Genomic DNA, 19,171 nt, shown 5'->3' with positions numbered 1-19,171 from the left:
GTGTAAAAAAAGTAAGGCGACGTAATAAAACAAAATAGCTACTTTTATGACGGTAGCTATTTTGTGATGTTAATGCAGGCTAATCACTTTTGTAATGTGCCACTTGGCATTTTTGTACTGCCACATTATTATAAATTTACTGGCGTTTGACGGTGTTCCAGATGGCTCTTGATTGTTGTGGAATTTATGTAATCCTATTTCTACTGCGCCATAATCTTTGATTGGGTATACTTCAATACTTCCTGTGACTAATTCTCTGGTTACTTTACCACAGATATTTCTTTTGGTAGCGTCTAGAAGCTCTTGCTTTGAAGTCATCAATCCTCCTTTATCATGATAAAATTCTAGACTATCCGCATATATTGCAGTCTGCGCATCCATGTCGCAGTTGTTGTAGGCTCGAAAAAAAGTACTGTCCATACTGATGATTTCATCATACAATGCTTGGTCATCTATAGTATAAGTATAGTCTTGTTCGCGGGTAGGAATGTGCTTCGAAGAGCAGGCGGATAGAAACAGAACAATCAACAAGAAAGGGAAAAGGAAGGTTTTTATGTTTATCATAACTTCAAAGTATTTAATATTTAGTACTTTTTAACAGTGCCGAATTTAGAAAAAGAACAATGATTAGAGAATTTTAAAAATAGTGTTGTAATTCCGGTCTAGCTTTCTTGTGCAATTTGCCAGATGCTCATTTTTATTCGAGTTGTGAAACCTAATTTTTCATATAATTTTACGGCACCGATATTAGCTTCTGCAACGTGTAAGAAAGGAATTTTGTTTTGCTCCAAAATAGCATTGACAGCGTGCGCCACAAGTTGTTTTGCATAGCCCTTTCCTGTGTGTTCTGGATGTGTAATAACAGCACTCACTTCTATGAAATTATCCATTTGCATGCGTTCCCCGGTTATGGCTACGAGTTGGTTGTTTTTAAAAATACCGTAATAATTACCTAAATCAGCTGTTTTGGATTTGAAATATTCTGGGTAAACGATTTTTACTAATGCCAAAAGTGCTGGTCTATGACTTTCGTCCAATTTTACAATTTCGTCAGTATAAGTCAAGTTGATTTTATCACTAACAATCATTTGTAAACACAACAATTCGTCTTTAAACTGTAGTGATTTAGGTAGGTTTGGTTTTGCACCAAATATAAAAAAAGAAGGAACTAATTTGGCGTAAGCCAATAAATCATCTTCATTATTAGAGAGTTCATTAAACGCACCAAAAGCACAATAGTCGGGATTATAAAAACGGGTTGTATTGTAATTAAATGCTAAGTTTTTATGGCTTTCCGCCAAGGAATACCAAACGGGGTTGTCTAGTTTATATTCTTCGTTCATCGTTTGATTTTATTATTCGATTGGTAAGCTTTGGTTTTGTCCCCATTCAGTCCATGAGCCATCATAAACCGCTTTTGGGTTCGTATCTCCAATAAGTTCATAGGCGATCAAATCAATACAAGCCGTTACTCCAGAGCCACAACTAAAGTATAAAGCGCTGTTTTGTTGCGGTAGTATTTTAGTCAATTCTTCTTTGGATAGAAATTTTCCATCACTTAATAAATCGGAGTACGGAATATTAATTGAACCAGGAATATGTCCGCTGCGTAATCCGGCTCTTGGTTCTTTGGTTTCGCCTAAGAAACGATCACTAGAACGTGCATCTATCAAGACCGCTTCTTTTGATTCGATATTAGCTAGAATTTGCTCTGTGGTTTTTACCATTTCGGGTTTCAGTTTTGATTCGAAATCGCCACTTTGATATGTTCTTTTTTCGGGTTTTTCGAGCGGCAGATTCTCTTTCGCGTAAGCGGGAAGACCACCATCGAGAACCCAAACATTTTCATGCCCCATAAGCGTGAATAACCACCACGCTCTGGGACTCGTGTATATGCCTACGCTGTCATAAACGACTATTTTACTGTCTTTGTTAATGCCTAGTTTTTGAGCCGCTTTTGCAAAAGTATCAGCAGTAGGAACGGTATTGGGTAATGAATTTGCAGTATCGCTGAAATCATTTTTAATATCAAAAATACGCGCACCTTTTATTTGAAGATCTTCAAATGGAGACTCGTCTTTGTTTTGATTTGCTTTTTGAGAGGCATCTAGTATAATTAAGTCTGCATCTTCAAGATGTTCCTTGAGCCACTGAACAGATACTATTGGATTTTTCATGATTTTTATATTTCGTTGGGTTGTGTGTTATTTTTTCGCTTGTTCCATTTCCAGATTTCAATCCAAAGTACCGAAACGGCACTTACACCAATACAAATCGCGATTTGATCTAGTTGCAATGGAAGAACATCAAAGAAACGTGCAATTGGACTGATATATACAATCATAGCAAGGAACAATAAGGTCAGTGAATTAGCAATCAGCATCATATTGTTTTTGTTTTTCAAGGAGGCAAAAACAGAATAATAAAAGGAACGATTTACTAAGGACAGAATCACATTCGAAAATACTAAAGTGGCAAATACCATTGTTCGTGTGAGCTGTTCATTACCTCCATTTTGTACGGTTAATTGGTACACAAATAAAACTCCTATAGTAATCCCGATTCCTTGCACGATACTTATTCCTAATTCTTTTAGCGATAAGAAGGTACTGCCTATTGGTCGAGGTGCTTGTTGCATAGCATTTTTTTCGGCAGGTTCATTTTCATACACAATGGAACACATCGGCCCCATGACTAATTCTAAGAAAATGACGTGAACAGGCGTGAAAATATCAGGATAAATCCAACCTAAAAATAAGGGTAAGGATACTGTTAGTATTATTGGAATATGAATGGAAACGATGTAGCGTATTGCTTTTTTAAGATTGGAATAGATGCGTCGTCCAGCGGCAACGGCAATAATCATTTTTGATAAATCGTCATCTACTAAAATTAGATCTGCGGCTTCTTTTGCAATTTCAGTTCCCTTTTTTCCCATGGCAACACCTATATTAGAGGCTTTCAATGCAGGTCCGTCATTTACACCATCGCCAACCATCGCTACCACTTGATTGTCTTTTTTTAAGGCATTCACAACGGCCAGCTTGGCTTCTGGAAACATGCGGGTTAAAAGGGTTGTGCCGTGAATGGCTTTTAGCATTTCGACTTCGTTCAGTTTCATGAACGCTTCACCTTCCATTACGATATCGGCATTTTTAATTCCTGCTTTTTCAGCAATGGCTTTTGTGGTTATCGTATTATCTCCTGTGATAACTTTTACCTGTATACCAGCTTCATAAAATTGTTGAATTACGCTTTGTATGTTTGCTTTAGGAGGATCGTAAAAAACCACCAAGCCCATGAAATGAAAGGGTAATTCCTGTTGGTCTTTTGGATAACTATTTTCTGCATAATCAGAATAAGCAACGCCAAGGATACGATAACCATTGGATGCCAATGTAATTATTGTGTCTTGGATTTGTTTTTTTTGTTCCGTGTTGAGGTTGGATACTTTTATAATGGTTTCCGGGCCACCTTTGGCAGCAATAATTCGCTTGCCTTCCCTATTCTCAAAAACGTGCGTCATCATGGGCGGTTTCCCTTCAAGCGGATATTCATGTACCATGGAAAACTGTCTGCGGGTGTCGTTGGTTGTGGTTTTCGCATATTCCTTATGCAGCGTTTTTTCCATTGGATCAAAAGGCACAGGTTCGCTCGCCCACATTGCGATTTCAATAACTTTTTTGGCCTCTTCTGTATCCCACTGCTCCTTTTCGTATAATTTATCGGTGCTAAAAGTGTAAACGGATTGCAGACTCATTTTGTTTTGGGTCAGCGTTCCTGTTTTATCCGTACAAATGATTGTAGCACTTCCCAAGGTTTCCACCGTTCTGATTTTTTTGACTATGACACCTTCTTTCATTAATCGCCAAGATCCCAAGGCCATGAAAGTAGTAAATGCCACTGGAATTTCTTCGGGAAGAATGGACATTGCTAGGGTCAGTCCTTTTAGTAAACTGGTTAAGATATTTTGTGTTTTCCAAAAATAAACGCCCCAAACCAATAGGAAAACAGCAATACCCATAATAGCCATCACTTTTACAAATTTTTGAATCTGAACTTGTAATGGTGTAGGTGTTTCTTTGATGTTTTGTAACGAGGCACCTAGTTTTCCAACTTCTGTATTAGCGCCAATTTTAGTTACTCTGTAAACCGCTAAACCAGAAGCGACTAAAGTCCCACTAAAAACAGATTTCAATTCCGTTTTTTCTGATTTGAAAACAGCATAGGGTTCACCGGTCAGTAGGGATTCATTAACAGAAAAATCATTGCTGTGTATAATTTCTCCATCCGCATTAATCGTGTTTCCTTCCTGAGCAATTACTAGATCATCGATGACAATTTCTGCAGTGGGAATTCTTGTTGGTTCTCCATTTCGCAAGACTGTACTCAACGGCTCATTCAATTTTTCTAAAGATTCCATTGCAATCCGACTGCGGTTGTCCTGATAAAAAGAAATTCCAGAGACGGCAACTATTGCAGCCAGCATAAAGTAAGCTTCGCTATTTTGTCCCATGACAAAATAAATGATTGATACGGCTATTAACAATAGCAACATGGGCTCTTTGAATAACTCAAAAAGAGCGATCCACCATTTGTGTTGTTGTTTGTGAATTTGTTTGTTCTGACCAAATTCATCCCGAGAAGTTTGAACTTCGGCATCGGTCAAGCCTACGATATTTTCAGGAATATTAATTTCTATTGACATAGTTTTGGGAATAAATACTGCTACTCAAATATAAGATTTTTAGTCGTAGTATCCCTGTTATAGTCATTGGTTTATGAAACAAAAGAGTATAATCCGAGCATGAAATTCAAATTATGCTTTTTCGGTGGTCATGAAGATAAAATAAAGACCAATTAAAATACTTGCAAATGCAGTTACTAGAAAAGCGGTGTCCGCGCCAAAGTGGTACCAAATCAATCCTGCCATGGAACTGGCGAGCATAGTGAAAAAGCTTTGAAAAGCAGAATATGTGCCGATAGCGGTCGCAGTATCCTTTTCGTTCGAAATATTGCTGATCCAAGCCTTGGAAACGCCTTCTGTTGCTGCAGCGTAGATTCCATAAAGCGCAAAAAGTCCTGCGAAAACATAAATGTTCTGTTTGAACCCCATGCCAAAATAGACAATCGAGAAAATAGTTATCCCGAAAACTAGCATTTTCTTTAAACCTATTTTATCAGCTAATATTCCTATTGGAAAAGCAAATAAGGCATAAACGAGGTTGTAAAAAATATAAATACCAATAACCAGCGTATCACTTAATCCAGATTCTTTGGCTTTAAGCAGTAGGAAAACGTCGGAGCTGTTAAATAAGGTGAAAGCTAAAAGACCGATTACGACTTTGCGGTACATAGGAGGACTTGATTTCCAATAGCCCAAAAACGAGAAGAAAGGAGTTGCTTTTTTATCTGTCGTAATTGTTCTTTGTTTTTCCTTTAACAAAAAGGTAGCGGCTATAGCCAAAAGTCCGGGAATGAACGCGAGGTAGAATAGGGTAACGTAATTTTCAGGATAAAAGTAAAGGTATAGCAAGGCTAATGATGGGCCCAAGACAGCGCCCAATGTATCCATCGAACGATGAAAACCAAATATTTTTCCTTTGGTTTGCGGAGTCGCTTCGTCAGAAAGGATGGCGTCTCTTGCCCCGGTTCGGATTCCTTTTCCAAAACGGTCGATGGTTCTTGCAAAGAAAATCCAAAGCGGATAAACGAATAGTGCCATCATGGGTTTTGAAATGGCACTAAATGCATAGCCCAGTTGCACAAACGGAACTCTTTTTGCGGTTATATCAGATCGCTTTCCAAAATAGCCTTTACTCAATCCTGCTGTAGCTTCTGCAACACCTTCGAGAATCCCAATAAGTACAATTGAAAAACCAATTGACTTTAAATAAATGGGCATGATGGGGTATAACATTTCACTAGCCGTATCAGTAAATAGGCTTACTAGAGACAAAATCCAGACGTTACGACTGATGTTTTTCAAAATAGGATGGATTGAAAATTATGTCCTATAAATGTAAAAAAAATGTCTGAAAATCATATGACTTTCAGACATTTAAAATAATGTTTGTATTGGAACAGATTACCTTCCTAAATGAATTCGATTACGATTTTTGAATTTCGTTTGCGTCATTTTTAACTGTAGTTTCTTCAATACTTTTTGGTCGGTGCATCACCACTTGTGGAAACGGAATTTCTATTCCTTCCTTGTCAAAGGCCACTTTTAGTCTTTTGCGAAGCTCTCCAGTTACCTCCCATTGTCTACTAGGTAATGTTTCTCCTAATATTTTTAGCATAATCGAAGAATCAGCAAAATCATTTACTCGCAAGAATTGTGGTGCAAGTATAATTGCGTCTTTCCATAATGGGTCAGTAGCGATTTCGTTTCCTACTTTGTTAATTACCGTAATGACATGCTCTAAATTCGAACTATATCCAACACCCATGTCTAAGTTAATGCGAGAAAAATCTTTGGAAAGATTAGATACTTTTTTTATTTCGCCATGAGGAACGTGATGAACGGTTCCGTCTAAGTCTCTTAACGTTGTTTTTCTTAAACTGATCTCTTCAACAGTACCGCCTGCATTATCAAAATTTACAATATCACCAACGCGGTATTGATTTTCAAGAATAATAAAAAGACCAGAAATAATATCTCTGATGAGGTATTGACCTCCAAAACCAAATGCTAGTCCTACAATTCCGGCTGCAGCCAAAATAGGCGCAATCTCGACTCCAAATTCTTGAAGCACCATCAAACCAGCGATGGTCATTAAGCCAATTTTAGAAGTAGTAGTAAATATCTGGATTAGCGTGTTTTCTCTTTTTTCTTCGGCATCTTTAGAAGAAATCCCGTCAGGTCTTACAGCAATTCTTACTGCTTTTTCGATAAAAGTTATAATAACCTTATTTAGAATTAAAGAGCCTATGACAATAAATACGATTTTAAGTCCGCTGGTTAATAGCCATGGGATAATTAGTTCAGCGTATTTGTCTGTGTATTTCATTAAAATCTCCTGCATGTCTTATATTTTAAGTTGTAAAAAGGGTTTTGTAAATATGTAAAAAGTCCAAAAACCATCTGATTTTTGGACTTCTTGCTTAAGTAAGTAAAATATTTAATTTAGAATTATAAATTAAATGTCATCAAAATCAATATCTGTAAAACTAGATATATTCGGCAATGCTTCATCTGCGGTTACTTTTTCAGTAGCATATTCTTTTTTGAAATCTTTTTGGTGTCTCTCTGAAATTACTTCTTCGCCTTTGTGGTTCAAAACATAAGAAGTCATATCGCCAAGAATTTCTGCGAAAGCAGAAAAATCTTCTTTGTACAAATATATTTTATGCTTTTTGAAGTGAAACGATCCATCTTCTTCAGTAAATTTTTTGCTTTCAGTAATCGTAATATAATAATCATCTGCTTTTGTTGCTCTTACATCAAAGAAGTAGGTTCTTCTTCCAGCACGTAAAACTTTAGAAAATATCTCTTCTTTTTCTAACATGTCATTTTCTCTCATAATCCTTTCTCTCAATTTATGGTTGTTAAATCGTAACCAAAAATCATAAAAATATATGTATTAAACAACAATTACTGCAATTCTTTTTCTGAAAGTTGTTTTAAATATAAGGAGGCATAATAGCCCTCTTGATTTACTAACTGGTTATGAGATCCTTGTTGAATAATTTTACCTCCATCGATAATAATAATCTTGTCAGCATTCTTAGCAGAGGAAACCCTATGACTCACAATAATAGTTGTTTTGTCTTTACAGATTTCGTTTAGATTATTCAAGATTGTTTCTTCGGTTTCGGTGTCAACAGCTGATAAACAGTCGTCAAGGAGTAAAATTGGAGGGTTTTTAATAATCGCTCTGGCAATAGAAACTCTTTGTTTTTGTCCTCCTGAAAGTGTAATCCCTCGTTCACCCAGAACGGTGTCGTATTGTTTGTTGAATCCTACGATATTATCATGAACCACGGCACTTTTTGCAGCAGCGATTACCTCTTCATCAGTAGCATCTTCTTTACCAAATTTGATGTTGTTTTTTATAGAATCTGAAAACAGAAAAGCATCCTGTGGAACTATCCCAATACTGTTTCTCAAATCATTAAGATTTAAAAGACTGATCTCCTGATTGTCAATGGAGATTTTTCCATCAGTTACATCATATAGACGTGAAATCAATGATAGAATGGTTGATTTTCCAGATCCTGTTTTTCCCAGAATTGCTAATGTTTCCCCTTTCTTTACAGTGAAAGAGATGCCTTTAAGTGCCTTTATATTCGTGTCTTCATAAGTATAGCTTACATTTTCAAATGAAATCGAGCCGTTTATGATTGATTTATTCGGATTCTTGTTTTTTATTTCGGGTTCGATTTTTAGGAATTCATTCAAACGTTTTTGGGAAGCTTCTGCTTCTTGAACCATAGAGGAAACCCATCCTAGCGAAGCTACGGGCCAAGTAAGCATGTTCACATACAAAATAAATTCGGCGATTGTACCGATACTTTTAATTGTACCTTCAATATACATCAATCCACCAAAGTAGATTACAACCAGGTTGCTAATTCCGATAAGAGCCAACATTAACGGACCGAATAAAGACTGTACTTTGGCTAAGTTTAAACTTTTGCTTTTGCTTTCTTTGGCCAAGGACACCATGTTGTTTTGGTGTTGGTCTTCTAGTGAATAGGCCTTGATTACTCGGATACCTGAAAATATTTCTTGGGAGAAACTAGATACTTTCGATAAATATTGTTGAAAAACAGTACTTCTCTTATTGATTTCTGAACTTAATTTGAAAATACCATAAGACAATAGAGGTAAAGGAAGAATCGTGTATAGAGTCAGACGAGGAGAGACATTGTACATGTACACAATAACGATTGTGAAACGGATAATCGTATTGATGGAGTACATGACGGCGGGCCCCACATACATTCTCACTTTTGAAACATCCTCGCTAATGCGATTCATTAAATCTCCTGTGCGATTCTTTTTGTAAAAGTTTTGTGATAAATTTTCATATTGCCTGAAAACTTCATTTTTTAGATCAAATTCAATGTGACGCGACATAACGATTAGTGTTTGTCTCATTAGAAAAGTAAGGAAACCAGCAATTATTGTGGTTGCAATGATCAACAAAATATTCGAAAGTAACTCTTCTCGAATTACTGATGCCGAGATATTTTTGTCTTTAGAAAACGCTTCAATAACTTTAAAAGAACTACTGATCAATTTAGGAGTGAACAGCATGAAGATTTGTGCGATGATTGTGAAGATAATACCCAGTGAAAAACTGTATTTGTATTTGACGAAGTATTTGTTTAAATAAAGTAATTCTTTCATTTTTTTAAGATATTCTGTATTGTAATCGTTTTAATTTTATGATTTTTTTTAATTTTCCACTAATTTTCAATTTTGCTTTTACAGCCTTGAATTGTTGAATTGGTAAATTTTATTAAAAATATCGATAGATATTCATTTTTTGTGTAATTTTGACTTGTCTTTTTGACAAATTCATAATTTTATCACTATAAAAATTAATACTATGGATGCAACTTTCACAACAGGAAAGGAACTTCAAAAAATGGATCCCGTTTTTGGACAATTATCATTTGATGATCACGAACAGATTGTATTTTGCAACGACAAAGATACGGGTTTAAAAGCAATTATTGGTATTCATAATTCGGTTATGGGACCAGCTTTGGGAGGAACCCGCATGTTTAATTATGCTAATGAGTGGGAAGCATTAAATGACGTATTGCGTCTTTCGCGTGGAATGACTTTTAAGGCAGCAATTACAGGACTGAATATTGGAGGAGGAAAAGCCGTTATTATGGGCGATGCCAAAACTCAGAAAACACCTGAATTGATGCGTAAGTTTGGTGAATTTGTACATGGTTTAAGCGGAAGATATATTACTGCAGAAGATGTAGGAATGGAAACTAGAGATATGGATATCGTTCGCGACGTTACTCCTTATGTTACTGGAATTTCTGAAGAAAGAGGAGGAGCGGGAAATCCATCGCCCGTTACTGCTTATGGAGTGTACATGGGAATGAAAGCGGCTGCAAAAAGTAAATTTGGATCAGATTCTCTTGCTGGAAAGAAGGTATTGGTTCAAGGAATTGGTCACGTGGGTGAAACTTTGGTGGATTATCTAACTAAAGAAGGAGCCATTGTTACGATTGCTGATATCAATGAAGAAAAGCTATATGAAGTAGGAACTAAATATAACGCTACTATTTATACTGGAGCTGATTTATACACGGCAGATGTAGATATCTACGCGCCTTGTGCGATGGGAGCAACTATTAATGACGCTACGGTTCACAAAATAAAAGCAAAAGTAATTGCTGGCGCTGCTAACAATCAATTAGCAAACGAAGATGTTCATGGTGCAATTTTGCAAGAGCGCGGTATTTTATATGCTCCTGATTTCTTGATTAATGCTGGTGGAATCATTAATGTTTATGCTGAATTAGCGCATTATGGTAAAGAAGAAATCATGCGTAAAACAGAGAATATCTACAATACAACCTTAGAAATTATTGATTATGCTGTTGCTAATGGAATTACGACGCATCATGCGGCGCTTACCATTGCTCAAAACCGCATCGATCAAAGAAAAATAGAGAACAGTAAAAAGTAATTTATTTTTTAATAAGTTAAGAGTCACAGTTTTCAGGATAGCATTGAAAACTGTGACTTTTTTAGTATAAACGAAACAAAATTAGCAGCAAAATCTTTATTTGATGTTTTAATTTTATTTTGAAAAAGGAAATGCTTATTTTTGCAAACTAATTTAATAAAAGTTCTTACAAGGTGGTAAATAGAAGACACATTCGCGTTAAAGTCATGCAGTCCATTTATGCAATGCATCAAAACGGTTCTGATAATCTAGAAAAAGAAGAGAAATTCCTTTTTTATAGTATCGACAACATTCAAGATTTATACCTTACAATGATTTCTTCCTTATCGGAAATATGTAAAAAAGAATCAGAATTTTTACATAAATCAAGTCTTAAGCATCTTGCAACTCCTGAGGAGCGTAAACCCAACGAAAAATTTATTAAGAACAGCATCTTTCAAATTCTTGCCGAAAACAATTCTCTTAGCATCGCTATGGAAACGCGTAAGATTGACGCTTGGACTTTGAATGACGATTATATTTTGTTGTTGCTCAACGCTATCAAAGCAAGTAAGTTTTATACAGATTACATGAATAACGCAGCATCTTCTTTCGAAGAAGACAAACAGCTTATTGTAGATTTGTTTATGGAAGTAATTGTACCAAATGAAAAATTGTACGAATACTTGGAAGACGATAAACTGACTTGGATTGATGATATACCATTGGTAAACACTCAAATAATTAAGCAGTTAAAGGCGATGAAACCTATTATGGATGATAACTTTAGCGTGCCTAAAGTATACAAGGATAGTGAGGATAAGGCTTTCGTTAAAGACTTGTTTAGAAAAACAATTTTGAATGAAGCAGAGCTTGCAAAAGAGTTTGTTGACAAAACTCCAAACTGGGATAGTGATAGGATTGCTGAGGTAGACACTATTATCCTTAAAATGGCTATTTGTGAGTTTTTAAAATTCCCTTCAATTCCAGTAAAAGTGACGCTAAATGAATATTTAGAACTAGCTAAGGAGTATTCTACACCAAAAAGTAGTATTTTTATCAACGGAATTCTAGATAATTTAGTTAAAGAACTAGAAGTCAGTAAAAAATTAAATAAAACCGGTCGCGGTTTAATGTAACACTAATAATAAAAAAAAAAGAATTAAAAATTATGGAACAGTTAACTCAATTTGCACCTTTCTTATTAATGTTTGTAGTGATCTATTTCTTTATGATCAGACCACAACAGAAAAAAGCTAAGAACGAAAAAGAATTTGAAAGCGCTTTAAAAGTTGGCGATAAAGTCATCACTAAAAGTGGACTTCACGGTAAAGTTTCAGAGCTTGCAGAGACTACAGTTGTAATTGAAACAATGTCTGGAAAATTAAAAATGGAGCGTTCTGCAATTTCTATGGAAATGAGCGCGACACTTGCTAAAAAATAATCTTTTTTTTAAAGAAGTAAAAGAGACCGATGCATTTGCATCGGTCTTTTTTTTTAGCTGCATTTGAGTTTGAAAACAAACGAACTTCCTTTGTCTTCGGTGCTTATTAAATCTAAGGTTGAATCGTGTAAATCTAGTATCTTTTTGGCAATGGCTAATCCTAGTCCAGTGCTATTTTTTAAGTCAGTGTAATTATTGGCGCGGTAATATCGGGCAAAAATGCGCTCTCTATCTTTCTCTGGAATTCCTATGCCATTGTCAGTAATAGTTATTTTTACTGTGTTGTTAAGGCATTTTTCTGTCGTGATACTGATGTAACCATTTTCGGGAGTAAATTTTATTGCGTTGTCTAATAAGTTTTGAATCACTCTTTCAATCAAAGAAATATCAGCAAATACGGGTGCTAATTCTTTCGATAAAAAGGTGTCAATAGTAATCTTTTTATTGTGCGCAATAAGATGGTATTTTGAGCTAATATCATTCACTAGTTCGCTAATGATAAAGGCTTCCTTGTTAGGACGAATTTGGTTGGCTTCTAATTTTGATAGCTCAAAAAGTTCGTGGACTAATTTCTCTAATTTTTCTGAACTCTGACTCACCATGTCAATGTAGCGTTTTCGTTCTTCATCGGTGATGGTTTTTTCTTTAATTTGTAGGGTTTCTAGATAGCCTCTAATGATGGCGATCGGAGTTCGTAAATCGTGAGAAACATTGGCGATAAGCTCCCGTCTTAAATTTTCTACCTCTTTAAGTTTGTCAATGTTTGTAGTTAGAATATCAGCCATTTCATTAAACATCTGTGCTAATTGTTTTTCGCTACCTACAGTGTTTAAGTCTATTCTGGAAGTTAGATCTCCTTGTCTAAATTGTTGCATGACTTGGAGCATTCTAGTATAGTTTTTAGTAATTGTTCGAATGATAAATAGACCAATCAAAAAAGTAAAGAATAAGGTGATTCCCATCGTTCTATAGCTTATTTGCAATAGGTAGCTTGTGAACAAGTTGTCGGATTCTGCTTTTTGTTTTTCGCCATTTAAAACTACGTATATATAAGCATATAGCATATTATTCATCGTTAAGGGATATGCTGAAAAAACCTTTTTCGTTGCTGGGTTTAAGGGATCGTCTCCTTTGATGAAACTATTTGATTTATCCTCAATAAATTCTTTTATGGGGAGTAAACTAATTGTATTAGTTAGTAATTTTTTCTCTGGAGGATAATAGGAGATGATTGCTCCTTTTGGGTCAACCAAGTACACTTCTAGATTAGGGTTTATAGCTTTAACGTGATGAAACATCTCATTTAGAGCAGGTTTAATCACTTCTCCGTTGTAAAACGGGGTAGAGTTCTCAATGATGTTTTTGGCCGTATTATGGTTTAATTGTTGATTGACTTCGTCTAAGTATTCTGTCGAATATTTGTAGCTTATGTAGACATGTGACGCCCCTACTATGGCAAGCAAGATGAAGAAAACCAAAGATATTTTCCAAAATAAGCTGTTGAATTTTTTCAGTCCCATAATTATTTTATTTCATCTGTAAATCGGTACCCTATTCCCCAAGTGGTTAGAATGTATTTTGGGTTCGTTAAATTAGATTCGATTTTAGTTCGTAAGCGGTTAATATGTGAGTTTACGGTATGTTCATATCCTGAAAATTCATATCCCCAAACAAGATTTAGCAATGTTTCTCGAGAGTAACTTATTCCAGGATTTGACATGAATAAGTATAGTAAATCAAACTCTTTTGGCGTGAGTTCAATCTTTAATTGATCTAGAGTTACCTTTCGCTTTAGCGTATTTAGTTGTAATTTATCACATTGCAGTATTTCATCTAATGCCTCTTTGTCAATATGATTGATCTCGCTACGGCGTATTAATGCTTTTATGCGGGCGATAAATTCTCTTATGCTAAAGGGTTTTGTTAGGTAATCATCGGCACCTGTTTCGAGACCGATTATTTTGTCAATTTCCTCGGTACGTGCGGTGAGCATCATAATGGGACTTTTGATTTTGTCGGCTCGTAGGCGTTTGCAGATTTCGATTCCATCAATATCGGGTAGCATGATGTCTAGGATTATCACATCATAACTATTGGTTGTAGCGAGATGAAGCCCTTCAAAACCGGTGTGCGCTTTCCTCACCGTACAATGAATGTCTTTAAGGTGAATCGTGGCAAGCTCGACAATAGAGGGATCATCTTCGATCATCAAAATATTCTTCATAATCTACTATTTTTTTGTAGTATTTGTAAATATAAAGGTTTAGGGTCGAAAAGGAAAGTTATTTCTTCTGATATACAATTCCCACCGAGAAAATGTTGTTTGCATAAATGTTTTGCGCTTTGACGATGGCACTATTGGAATTGAAATATTGTGCTGTGATTCCAAAATTCTGTCCCAATTCATACATTCCGCCTACAGAAACGCCGGTGTAACTTGTTCCGTCACCTCTAATAAAATCGGCTGTTTCAGGTTTCGCTCCCACACCAGTCAAAATAGATACTTTGGAGTTGATCCATAATTTGTCAAAAAACTGATAGCCCACCTCAATACCGGCTTGGTATTGGTTTTGAAAATTACGTTCCTTATATTTTGTTCGATAATTAAAAGCACTATAAGCACTAGCATACAATTTTAAAGGTGCGAAAGAATGAGAAATCGCCAAGGTGGTCCATACATTAAATTCGCCATCACCCGATGGAAGGTTAATTTTCTCCAAAGGATTGTTTTTATTAGTAGCAAAATTATCTTTTTTTCCGGTAGGTAATTCTGGTGCAATCGAAATAGAAAGCGGGAAAGACTTTTGTAATAAGGCATATTTCAATTCCAATTTTATATCACCAAAACCGCTCACTTTATTAGTGGTTTCGTAACCATTTTGTTTGTAGAGCGGGATAAAAGTAATGGCAGTCAAACGATCTGTAATGCCATATTCGCCATAGAACGAAACTGCATTTTGTGAAAACTCACTGGTTTTTAAACTGTTTCCGTTGTTGTTTCTAAAATCAGATGAGGTATAAGTACTATAGTCTAATTTTAAAAAATAAGTGTCTTTTGCTTTCGTCCAGCCGCTTTGTGCGATCGTGCTCGTAGGTAGGTATAAAGCTATCGTCAAGAAGGTATAAATATATTTTTTCATTTTGTTGCTGTGTTTAAAAACAAAAGACATCGGTAAAATACCAATGCCTTTTGCTTCAGAAAAACTAAATTATTACTTTAATTGTCCGTTTCCAAAAGGAATGTTGGCAGAACCACACCAGATGATTAGGTAATCCAAACCTACAGGAATTGTTCCGTTTACTTTGTAATACGCTTCACCGTTTGCTGCTACTATTCCGATTAATTTCAAATCAGGATTTCCAGTACCAGGACTTGCTGTGAAAGCAGCTGTTTTTGATAAATAAACAGTTGCTGTTCCTGTTCCAAGTTCTGTTTTAAAATCAGATCCCAAATGGATAAACGTGGTATTTTGACTGTCTGTACCAATTTCGATTTTCCCTGTTGTTGGTGTGCCGTTTTGTGCGGTCAAAGTTCCGGTTTTCGTAACCGTGAAAGCACCTACTGGTTTTGCTGTATCTACTTGTACTGTTACAGTTTCAGTATCACTAGAACAAGATACTGCTGTTAAAGAGGTCAATGCTAATGCGAAAATTGCGATAAAAATTCTTTTCATGATTTTTGTTTTAAATGGTTATTCATTTTTGTTATTGCAAATATCCGCATCAAGTATCACAGAAATATCCCGAAAGAATTACAAAAGAATAAACTTTCAACTTGGTGTAAAAGAACAAACCCCAAAAAAGCTGTAGCCTTTTTGGGGTTTGAAAGTAGTATCGTAAATTAATTATTTCTTTTTCTTTGGAACAACCAACCCATAATCTGGCATTGCAGTCAGTTCCGCTATTTTTACAATAACGTTTACTGCCTTTTGCATACTTTCAACAGGTACGTACTCGTACTTTCCGTGAAAATTATGTCCACCAGCAAAAATATTCGGGCATGGCAATCCCATATATGATAATTGACAGCCATCAGTACCTCCACGAATGGGTTTGATTAATGGTTTAATATCTAATTCCTTCATTGCTTTTTCGGCAATGTCAACAATATACTTTACAGGAACGACCTTTTCTTTCATATTGTAATACTGATCATTGATCTCAGCTATTGCAACATCTTCGCCAAATTGTTTTGCAAATTTCTTATTGATTTTGCGGACAATCTTTTCAACTTTTTCTTTTCGTTTTTCGAATTTAATCTTGTTGTGGTCTCTGATTATTAATTCTACAACAGTTTCTTCGATACTTCCGGTTAAGTGGTGCACATGATAAAAACCTTCGTATCCTTTTGTTGTCTCAGGTGTTTCGTCTGAAGGCAATGCCGTAATAAAATCATTGGCAATTAACATAGAGTTAATCATTTTTCCTTTGGCATAACCGGGATGCACACTTTTACCTTTGAAAGTAATTTTGGCTCCAGCCGCATTAAAATTTTCGTATTCTAATTCTCCTACTTGACTTCCGTCCATGGTGTAGGCCCAATCAGCACCAAATTTATTTACATCAAAATGATGCGCTCCACGACCAATTTCTTCGTCAGGTGTAAAACCAACTCTGATTTTTCCGTGTTTGATTTCTGGATTGTTAATTAGGAATTCCATTGCTGTGACAATCTCCGTAATTCCGGCTTTGTCATCAGCACCTAAAAGAGTAGTTCCGTCAGTTGTGATTAAGGTTTGCCCTTTGTATTGCAATAAATCTTTGAAATAGCTTGGAGATAAAATGATATTTTGTTCCGCGTTTAAAACGATGTCTTTACCGTCATAATTAGGGATAATTTGAGGCTTTACATTGGCTCCGGTAAAATCAGGAGTAGTGTCAAAATGCGATACAAATCCAATTGTAGGAACGTCGTGATCTACATTGCTTGGTAAGGTCGCCATGATATAAGATTTGTCATCTATAGTCACGTCTTGCATTCCTATTTTTTTTAGTTCTTCAACCAATTGATTGGCTAAGACCCATTGTTTTGCTGTACTTGGAGTTGTTTCTGAGTTGGGATCTGATTCCGTGTCAACAGTAACGTAACTGATAAAACGGTCTATAATATGTTGCATAAAGTATTTTTATAATGAGGTACAAATATAAGGTTTATTTAGAAAGAAGGGTTCAAAACTCCCATTTAGAGTTAGAATACCATTAACGATTAGCAATTGTTTTAATGCATCATTTGTGCTCCTTCCGTATTAGAATTCGCTTGGCCGTAATGCATCACTTTTACTTTTATTTTTCCGTTGGTGTGAATAGTAACCAGGAAAAGATAGTCGTACTCTTGATCTTCGATAGTCGGTATTGGTCTTTTGGCTCCTAAGGCTTCAATCGTTTCTAAAACGGTATTAGAATGGCCTACGACTAAAGCGCATTTTCCTTCGTTTTCCTTGAGAATCATTGCCGCTGCGGCTGTTAATTTTTTCGCATCATATATTTTTATTTCCTTTTTTTGATTTTCAGATGTAGGTCTTGCGGTAGCCTCAGTACGCTTGTAGTTTGTACTATAAATTGTGTTTAATGATTTGTTTTCTAATTTTTCAGCAAGCGCAATAGCTCTTTGATTTCCATTCTCGGTCAGCAACGGATTGCTGTCTTTTGGATCGCTTGTAACTTTTTCGGCATGGCGCACTAAATAAATTCGGGTTGGTTTTTCTGCTTGCGCAAAAAGGCCAACGGTCAGAAATAATAGTAAAAAGCTGCAGTAATTTTTCATGTGTTTGGATGTTAATTGCATTGGCTAATTTAGAAATAAATTAAGGATTCTTTGTTTTGCGTTACTGTTTTCTTGTAAATCAATATTGTTTTCGGGATAGTGAAATTAAATTTTAAGGCTAAAGATTTATTTATCGGTTAGATAGTTCTATTTTTGCAACACACAACAAAACACTCATGTATAAATTAGTTATTCGTCCCATACTTTTTTGGTTTGATCCAGAAAAAGTACACTATTTTACTTTTTCCCTGATTCGATTTTTATCTAAAATTCCAGGATTCTCTTCACTATTTAAATTACTTTACGGAGTCAATGACAAACGATTAGAAACCGAAGTGTTCGGGTTGAAGTTTAAAAACCCGGTAGGACTTGCCGCTGGTTTTGATAAAGACGCTAAGTTGTATAAAGAATTGTCTAATTTTGGTTTTGGGTTTATAGAAATAGGGACGCTTACGCCAAAAGGACAAGAAGGAAATCCAAAAAAACGCTTGTTTCGATTGAAAGAAGATTCGGCTATTATTAATCGAATGGGTTTTAATAATGGAGGTGTTTTAGAGGCGGTAGAACGACTTAAAGAAAATACCGGGGTTTTAATTGGAGGGAATATTGGAAAAAACAAACTGACGCCAAACGAGGATGCCACCTTAGATTATGAAATTTGTTTCGACGCCTTGTTTGATCATGTTGATTATTTTGTGGTGAATGTGAGTTCGCCAAATACACCTAATCTTCGTGCCTTGCAAGACAAAGAGCCATTGACTCAATTGCTGCAAACCTTACAAAATAAGAATTTGGCAAAGCCAAAACAGAAACCCATATTGCTCAAAATTGCTCCAGATTTGACAGATGAGCAATTATTGGACATTATAGATATCGTGAAGGAAACTAAAATTGCAGGAGTTATAGCTACGAATACGACTATTTCGCGTGAAGGTTTACAATCTGAAAATAAAACAGAAATGGGCGGACTATCAGGAAAACCATTAACAAACCGTTCTACAGAAGTGATTCGTTTTCTATCTCAAAAAAGCAACAAAGCCTTTCCTATTATCGGAGTAGGGGGGATTCATTCTGCAGATGATGCGATAGAAAAACTCGAAGCGGGCGCCAGTTTAATACAATTATATACGGGTTTTATCTATGAAGGTCCCGCTTTGGTGAAAGCCATAAATCAAAAAATAGTAAGCCGCATGTAAAAGTGATTGCTTTGCACTATTATCAAAATGCGTAATTCTTCATTGTGAATTACGCATTTTTATTTCCTAAAAAATTTTATAATCTTAGTCTTTGCTACTATGCAAGTTTTCTTATCTTTGA

18 protein-coding genes are annotated in these 19,171 nt (G+C 35.6%); 4 read left to right on the top strand and 14 right to left on the bottom strand.

The features are described 5' to 3' along the window. Nucleotides 1-69: 69 nt before the first annotated feature. The 8 genes from BLV35_RS12520 to BLV35_RS12485 form a co-directional block, all read right to left on the bottom strand. A complete protein-coding gene (locus tag BLV35_RS12520; protein WP_245712055.1) occupies nucleotides 70-564 on the bottom strand; it encodes a nuclear transport factor 2 family protein in 495 nt (164 codons plus the stop codon). Nucleotides 565-662: 98 nt separating this feature from the next. Next, a complete protein-coding gene (locus BLV35_RS12515) occupies nucleotides 663-1,343 on the bottom strand; it encodes a GNAT family N-acetyltransferase (RefSeq protein WP_091090582.1) in 681 nt (226 codons plus the stop codon). 12 nt (nucleotides 1,344-1,355) lie between these two features. Then, a complete protein-coding gene (locus BLV35_RS12510; protein WP_091090578.1) occupies nucleotides 1,356-2,177 on the bottom strand; it encodes a sulfurtransferase in 822 nt (273 codons plus the stop codon). Between the two features lie 5 nt (nucleotides 2,178-2,182). Then, nucleotides 2,183-4,708 carry a cation-translocating P-type ATPase gene (locus tag BLV35_RS12505; protein ID WP_091090575.1) on the bottom strand — a complete coding sequence of 842 codons (2,526 nt, stop codon included), beginning with the start codon at nucleotides 4,706-4,708 and terminating at the stop codon, nucleotides 2,183-2,185. Nucleotides 4,709-4,819: 111 nt separating this feature from the next. Then, nucleotides 4,820-5,989: an MFS transporter gene (locus BLV35_RS12500; protein ID WP_091090571.1), complete on the bottom strand. Its 1,170-nt coding sequence runs from the start codon at nucleotides 5,987-5,989 to the stop codon at nucleotides 4,820-4,822. 121 nt (nucleotides 5,990-6,110) lie between these two features. Further along, nucleotides 6,111-7,028 carry a mechanosensitive ion channel family protein gene (locus BLV35_RS12495; protein WP_091090568.1) on the bottom strand — a complete coding sequence of 306 codons (918 nt, stop codon included), beginning with the start codon at nucleotides 7,026-7,028 and terminating at the stop codon, nucleotides 6,111-6,113. A 114-nt stretch (nucleotides 7,029-7,142) separates the two neighbouring features. Continuing rightward, nucleotides 7,143-7,526, bottom strand: coding sequence for a PUR family DNA/RNA-binding protein (locus tag BLV35_RS12490; protein ID WP_091090563.1), 384 nt, complete (start codon nucleotides 7,524-7,526; stop codon nucleotides 7,143-7,145). 71 nt (nucleotides 7,527-7,597) lie between these two features. Further along, nucleotides 7,598-9,358 (bottom strand): ABC transporter ATP-binding protein, encoded by a 1,761-nt coding sequence (locus BLV35_RS12485; protein WP_091090560.1) that lies wholly within the window; start codon nucleotides 9,356-9,358, stop codon nucleotides 7,598-7,600. 202 nt (nucleotides 9,359-9,560) lie between these two features. On the opposite strand from BLV35_RS12485, the gene BLV35_RS12480 reads away from it, so the two are divergent. The 3 genes from BLV35_RS12480 (at nucleotide 9,561) to yajC (ending at nucleotide 12,090) form a co-directional block, all read left to right on the top strand. Then, nucleotides 9,561-10,667 (top strand): Glu/Leu/Phe/Val family dehydrogenase, encoded by a 1,107-nt coding sequence (locus BLV35_RS12480; RefSeq protein ID WP_091090557.1) that lies wholly within the window; start codon nucleotides 9,561-9,563, stop codon nucleotides 10,665-10,667. A 206-nt stretch (nucleotides 10,668-10,873) separates the two neighbouring features. Beyond that, nucleotides 10,874-11,785, top strand: a complete 912-nt coding sequence (nusB, locus tag BLV35_RS12475) for a transcription antitermination factor NusB (RefSeq protein WP_091090552.1) — start codon at nucleotides 10,874-10,876, stop codon at nucleotides 11,783-11,785. 32 nt (nucleotides 11,786-11,817) lie between these two features. Beyond that, a complete protein-coding gene (yajC, locus tag BLV35_RS12470; protein WP_091090549.1) occupies nucleotides 11,818-12,090 on the top strand; it encodes a preprotein translocase subunit YajC in 273 nt (90 codons plus the stop codon). Nucleotides 12,091-12,143: 53 nt separating this feature from the next. Here yajC and BLV35_RS12465 read toward each other — a convergent pair whose 3' ends face one another. The 6 genes from BLV35_RS12465 to BLV35_RS12440 form a co-directional block, all read right to left on the bottom strand. Beyond that, nucleotides 12,144-13,610, bottom strand: coding sequence for a sensor histidine kinase (locus tag BLV35_RS12465; RefSeq protein WP_091090547.1), 1,467 nt, complete (start codon nucleotides 13,608-13,610; stop codon nucleotides 12,144-12,146). 2 nt (nucleotides 13,611-13,612) lie between these two features. Continuing rightward, a complete protein-coding gene (locus BLV35_RS12460) occupies nucleotides 13,613-14,314 on the bottom strand; it encodes a response regulator transcription factor (protein WP_091090544.1) in 702 nt (233 codons plus the stop codon). 58 nt (nucleotides 14,315-14,372) lie between these two features. After that, nucleotides 14,373-15,230, bottom strand: a complete 858-nt coding sequence (locus BLV35_RS12455; RefSeq protein ID WP_143031859.1) for a transporter — start codon at nucleotides 15,228-15,230, stop codon at nucleotides 14,373-14,375. Nucleotides 15,231-15,302: 72 nt separating this feature from the next. Continuing rightward, complete coding sequence (locus BLV35_RS12450) at nucleotides 15,303-15,764, bottom strand: DM13 domain-containing protein (RefSeq protein WP_091090537.1); 462 nt, start codon at nucleotides 15,762-15,764, stop codon at nucleotides 15,303-15,305. A 171-nt stretch (nucleotides 15,765-15,935) separates the two neighbouring features. Next, on the bottom strand, nucleotides 15,936-17,207 hold the full coding sequence (pepT, locus tag BLV35_RS12445; RefSeq protein WP_091090534.1) for a peptidase T: 1,272 nt from the start codon (nucleotides 17,205-17,207) through the stop codon (nucleotides 15,936-15,938). Nucleotides 17,208-17,308: 101 nt separating this feature from the next. After that, nucleotides 17,309-17,854: a SixA phosphatase family protein gene (locus BLV35_RS12440; RefSeq protein WP_091090531.1), complete on the bottom strand. Its 546-nt coding sequence runs from the start codon at nucleotides 17,852-17,854 to the stop codon at nucleotides 17,309-17,311. Nucleotides 17,855-18,030: 176 nt separating this feature from the next. On the opposite strand from BLV35_RS12440, the gene BLV35_RS12435 reads away from it, so the two are divergent. Then, the gene (locus BLV35_RS12435) at nucleotides 18,031-19,050 is read left to right on the top strand and encodes a quinone-dependent dihydroorotate dehydrogenase (RefSeq protein ID WP_091090527.1); all 1,020 of its coding nucleotides are present in this window, start codon (nucleotides 18,031-18,033) and stop codon (nucleotides 19,048-19,050) included. The last annotated feature ends 121 nt before the right edge of the window (nucleotides 19,051-19,171 follow it).

Origin of the sequence: Flavobacterium gillisiae (genome assembly GCF_900107635.1) — a bacterium.
In the GTDB taxonomy this organism is placed as follows: domain Bacteria; phylum Bacteroidota; class Bacteroidia; order Flavobacteriales; family Flavobacteriaceae; genus Flavobacterium; species Flavobacterium gillisiae.
Note: the sequence above shows the minus strand (reverse complement) of the source record. Positions and strands in the feature narration are given on the sequence as shown.

What these genes read in the sequence shown, in the direction of transcription:
- BLV35_RS12435 (WP_091090527.1), top strand. Translation starts at nt 18,031, where the DNA reads ATGTATAAATTAGTTATTCGTCCCATACTTTTTTGGTTTGATCCAGAA.
- BLV35_RS12505 (WP_091090575.1), bottom strand. Translation starts at nt 4,708, where the DNA reads ATGTCAATAGAAATTAATATTCCTGAAAATATCGTAGGCTTGACCGAT.
- nusB (WP_091090552.1), top strand. Translation starts at nt 10,874, where the DNA reads ATGCAGTCCATTTATGCAATGCATCAAAACGGTTCTGATAATCTAGAA.
- BLV35_RS12440 (WP_091090531.1), bottom strand. Translation starts at nt 17,854, where the DNA reads ATGAAAAATTACTGCAGCTTTTTACTATTATTTCTGACCGTTGGCCTT.
- BLV35_RS12515 (WP_091090582.1), bottom strand. Translation starts at nt 1,343, where the DNA reads ATGAACGAAGAATATAAACTAGACAACCCCGTTTGGTATTCCTTGGCG.
- pepT (WP_091090534.1), bottom strand. Translation starts at nt 17,207, where the DNA reads ATGCAACATATTATAGACCGTTTTATCAGTTACGTTACTGTTGACACG.
- BLV35_RS12490 (WP_091090563.1), bottom strand. Translation starts at nt 7,526, where the DNA reads ATGAGAGAAAATGACATGTTAGAAAAAGAAGAGATATTTTCTAAAGTT.
- BLV35_RS12455 (WP_143031859.1), bottom strand. Translation starts at nt 15,230, where the DNA reads ATGAAAAAATATATTTATACCTTCTTGACGATAGCTTTATACCTACCT.
- BLV35_RS12510 (WP_091090578.1), bottom strand. Translation starts at nt 2,177, where the DNA reads ATGAAAAATCCAATAGTATCTGTTCAGTGGCTCAAGGAACATCTTGAA.
- BLV35_RS12480 (WP_091090557.1), top strand. Translation starts at nt 9,561, where the DNA reads ATGGATGCAACTTTCACAACAGGAAAGGAACTTCAAAAAATGGATCCC.
- BLV35_RS12450 (WP_091090537.1), bottom strand. Translation starts at nt 15,764, where the DNA reads ATGAAAAGAATTTTTATCGCAATTTTCGCATTAGCATTGACCTCTTTA.
- BLV35_RS12465 (WP_091090547.1), bottom strand. Translation starts at nt 13,610, where the DNA reads ATGGGACTGAAAAAATTCAACAGCTTATTTTGGAAAATATCTTTGGTT.
- BLV35_RS12495 (WP_091090568.1), bottom strand. Translation starts at nt 7,028, where the DNA reads ATGCAGGAGATTTTAATGAAATACACAGACAAATACGCTGAACTAATT.
- yajC (WP_091090549.1), top strand. Translation starts at nt 11,818, where the DNA reads ATGGAACAGTTAACTCAATTTGCACCTTTCTTATTAATGTTTGTAGTG.
- BLV35_RS12485 (WP_091090560.1), bottom strand. Translation starts at nt 9,358, where the DNA reads ATGAAAGAATTACTTTATTTAAACAAATACTTCGTCAAATACAAATAC.
- BLV35_RS12460 (WP_091090544.1), bottom strand. Translation starts at nt 14,314, where the DNA reads ATGAAGAATATTTTGATGATCGAAGATGATCCCTCTATTGTCGAGCTT.
- BLV35_RS12520 (WP_245712055.1), bottom strand. Translation starts at nt 564, where the DNA reads ATGATAAACATAAAAACCTTCCTTTTCCCTTTCTTGTTGATTGTTCTG.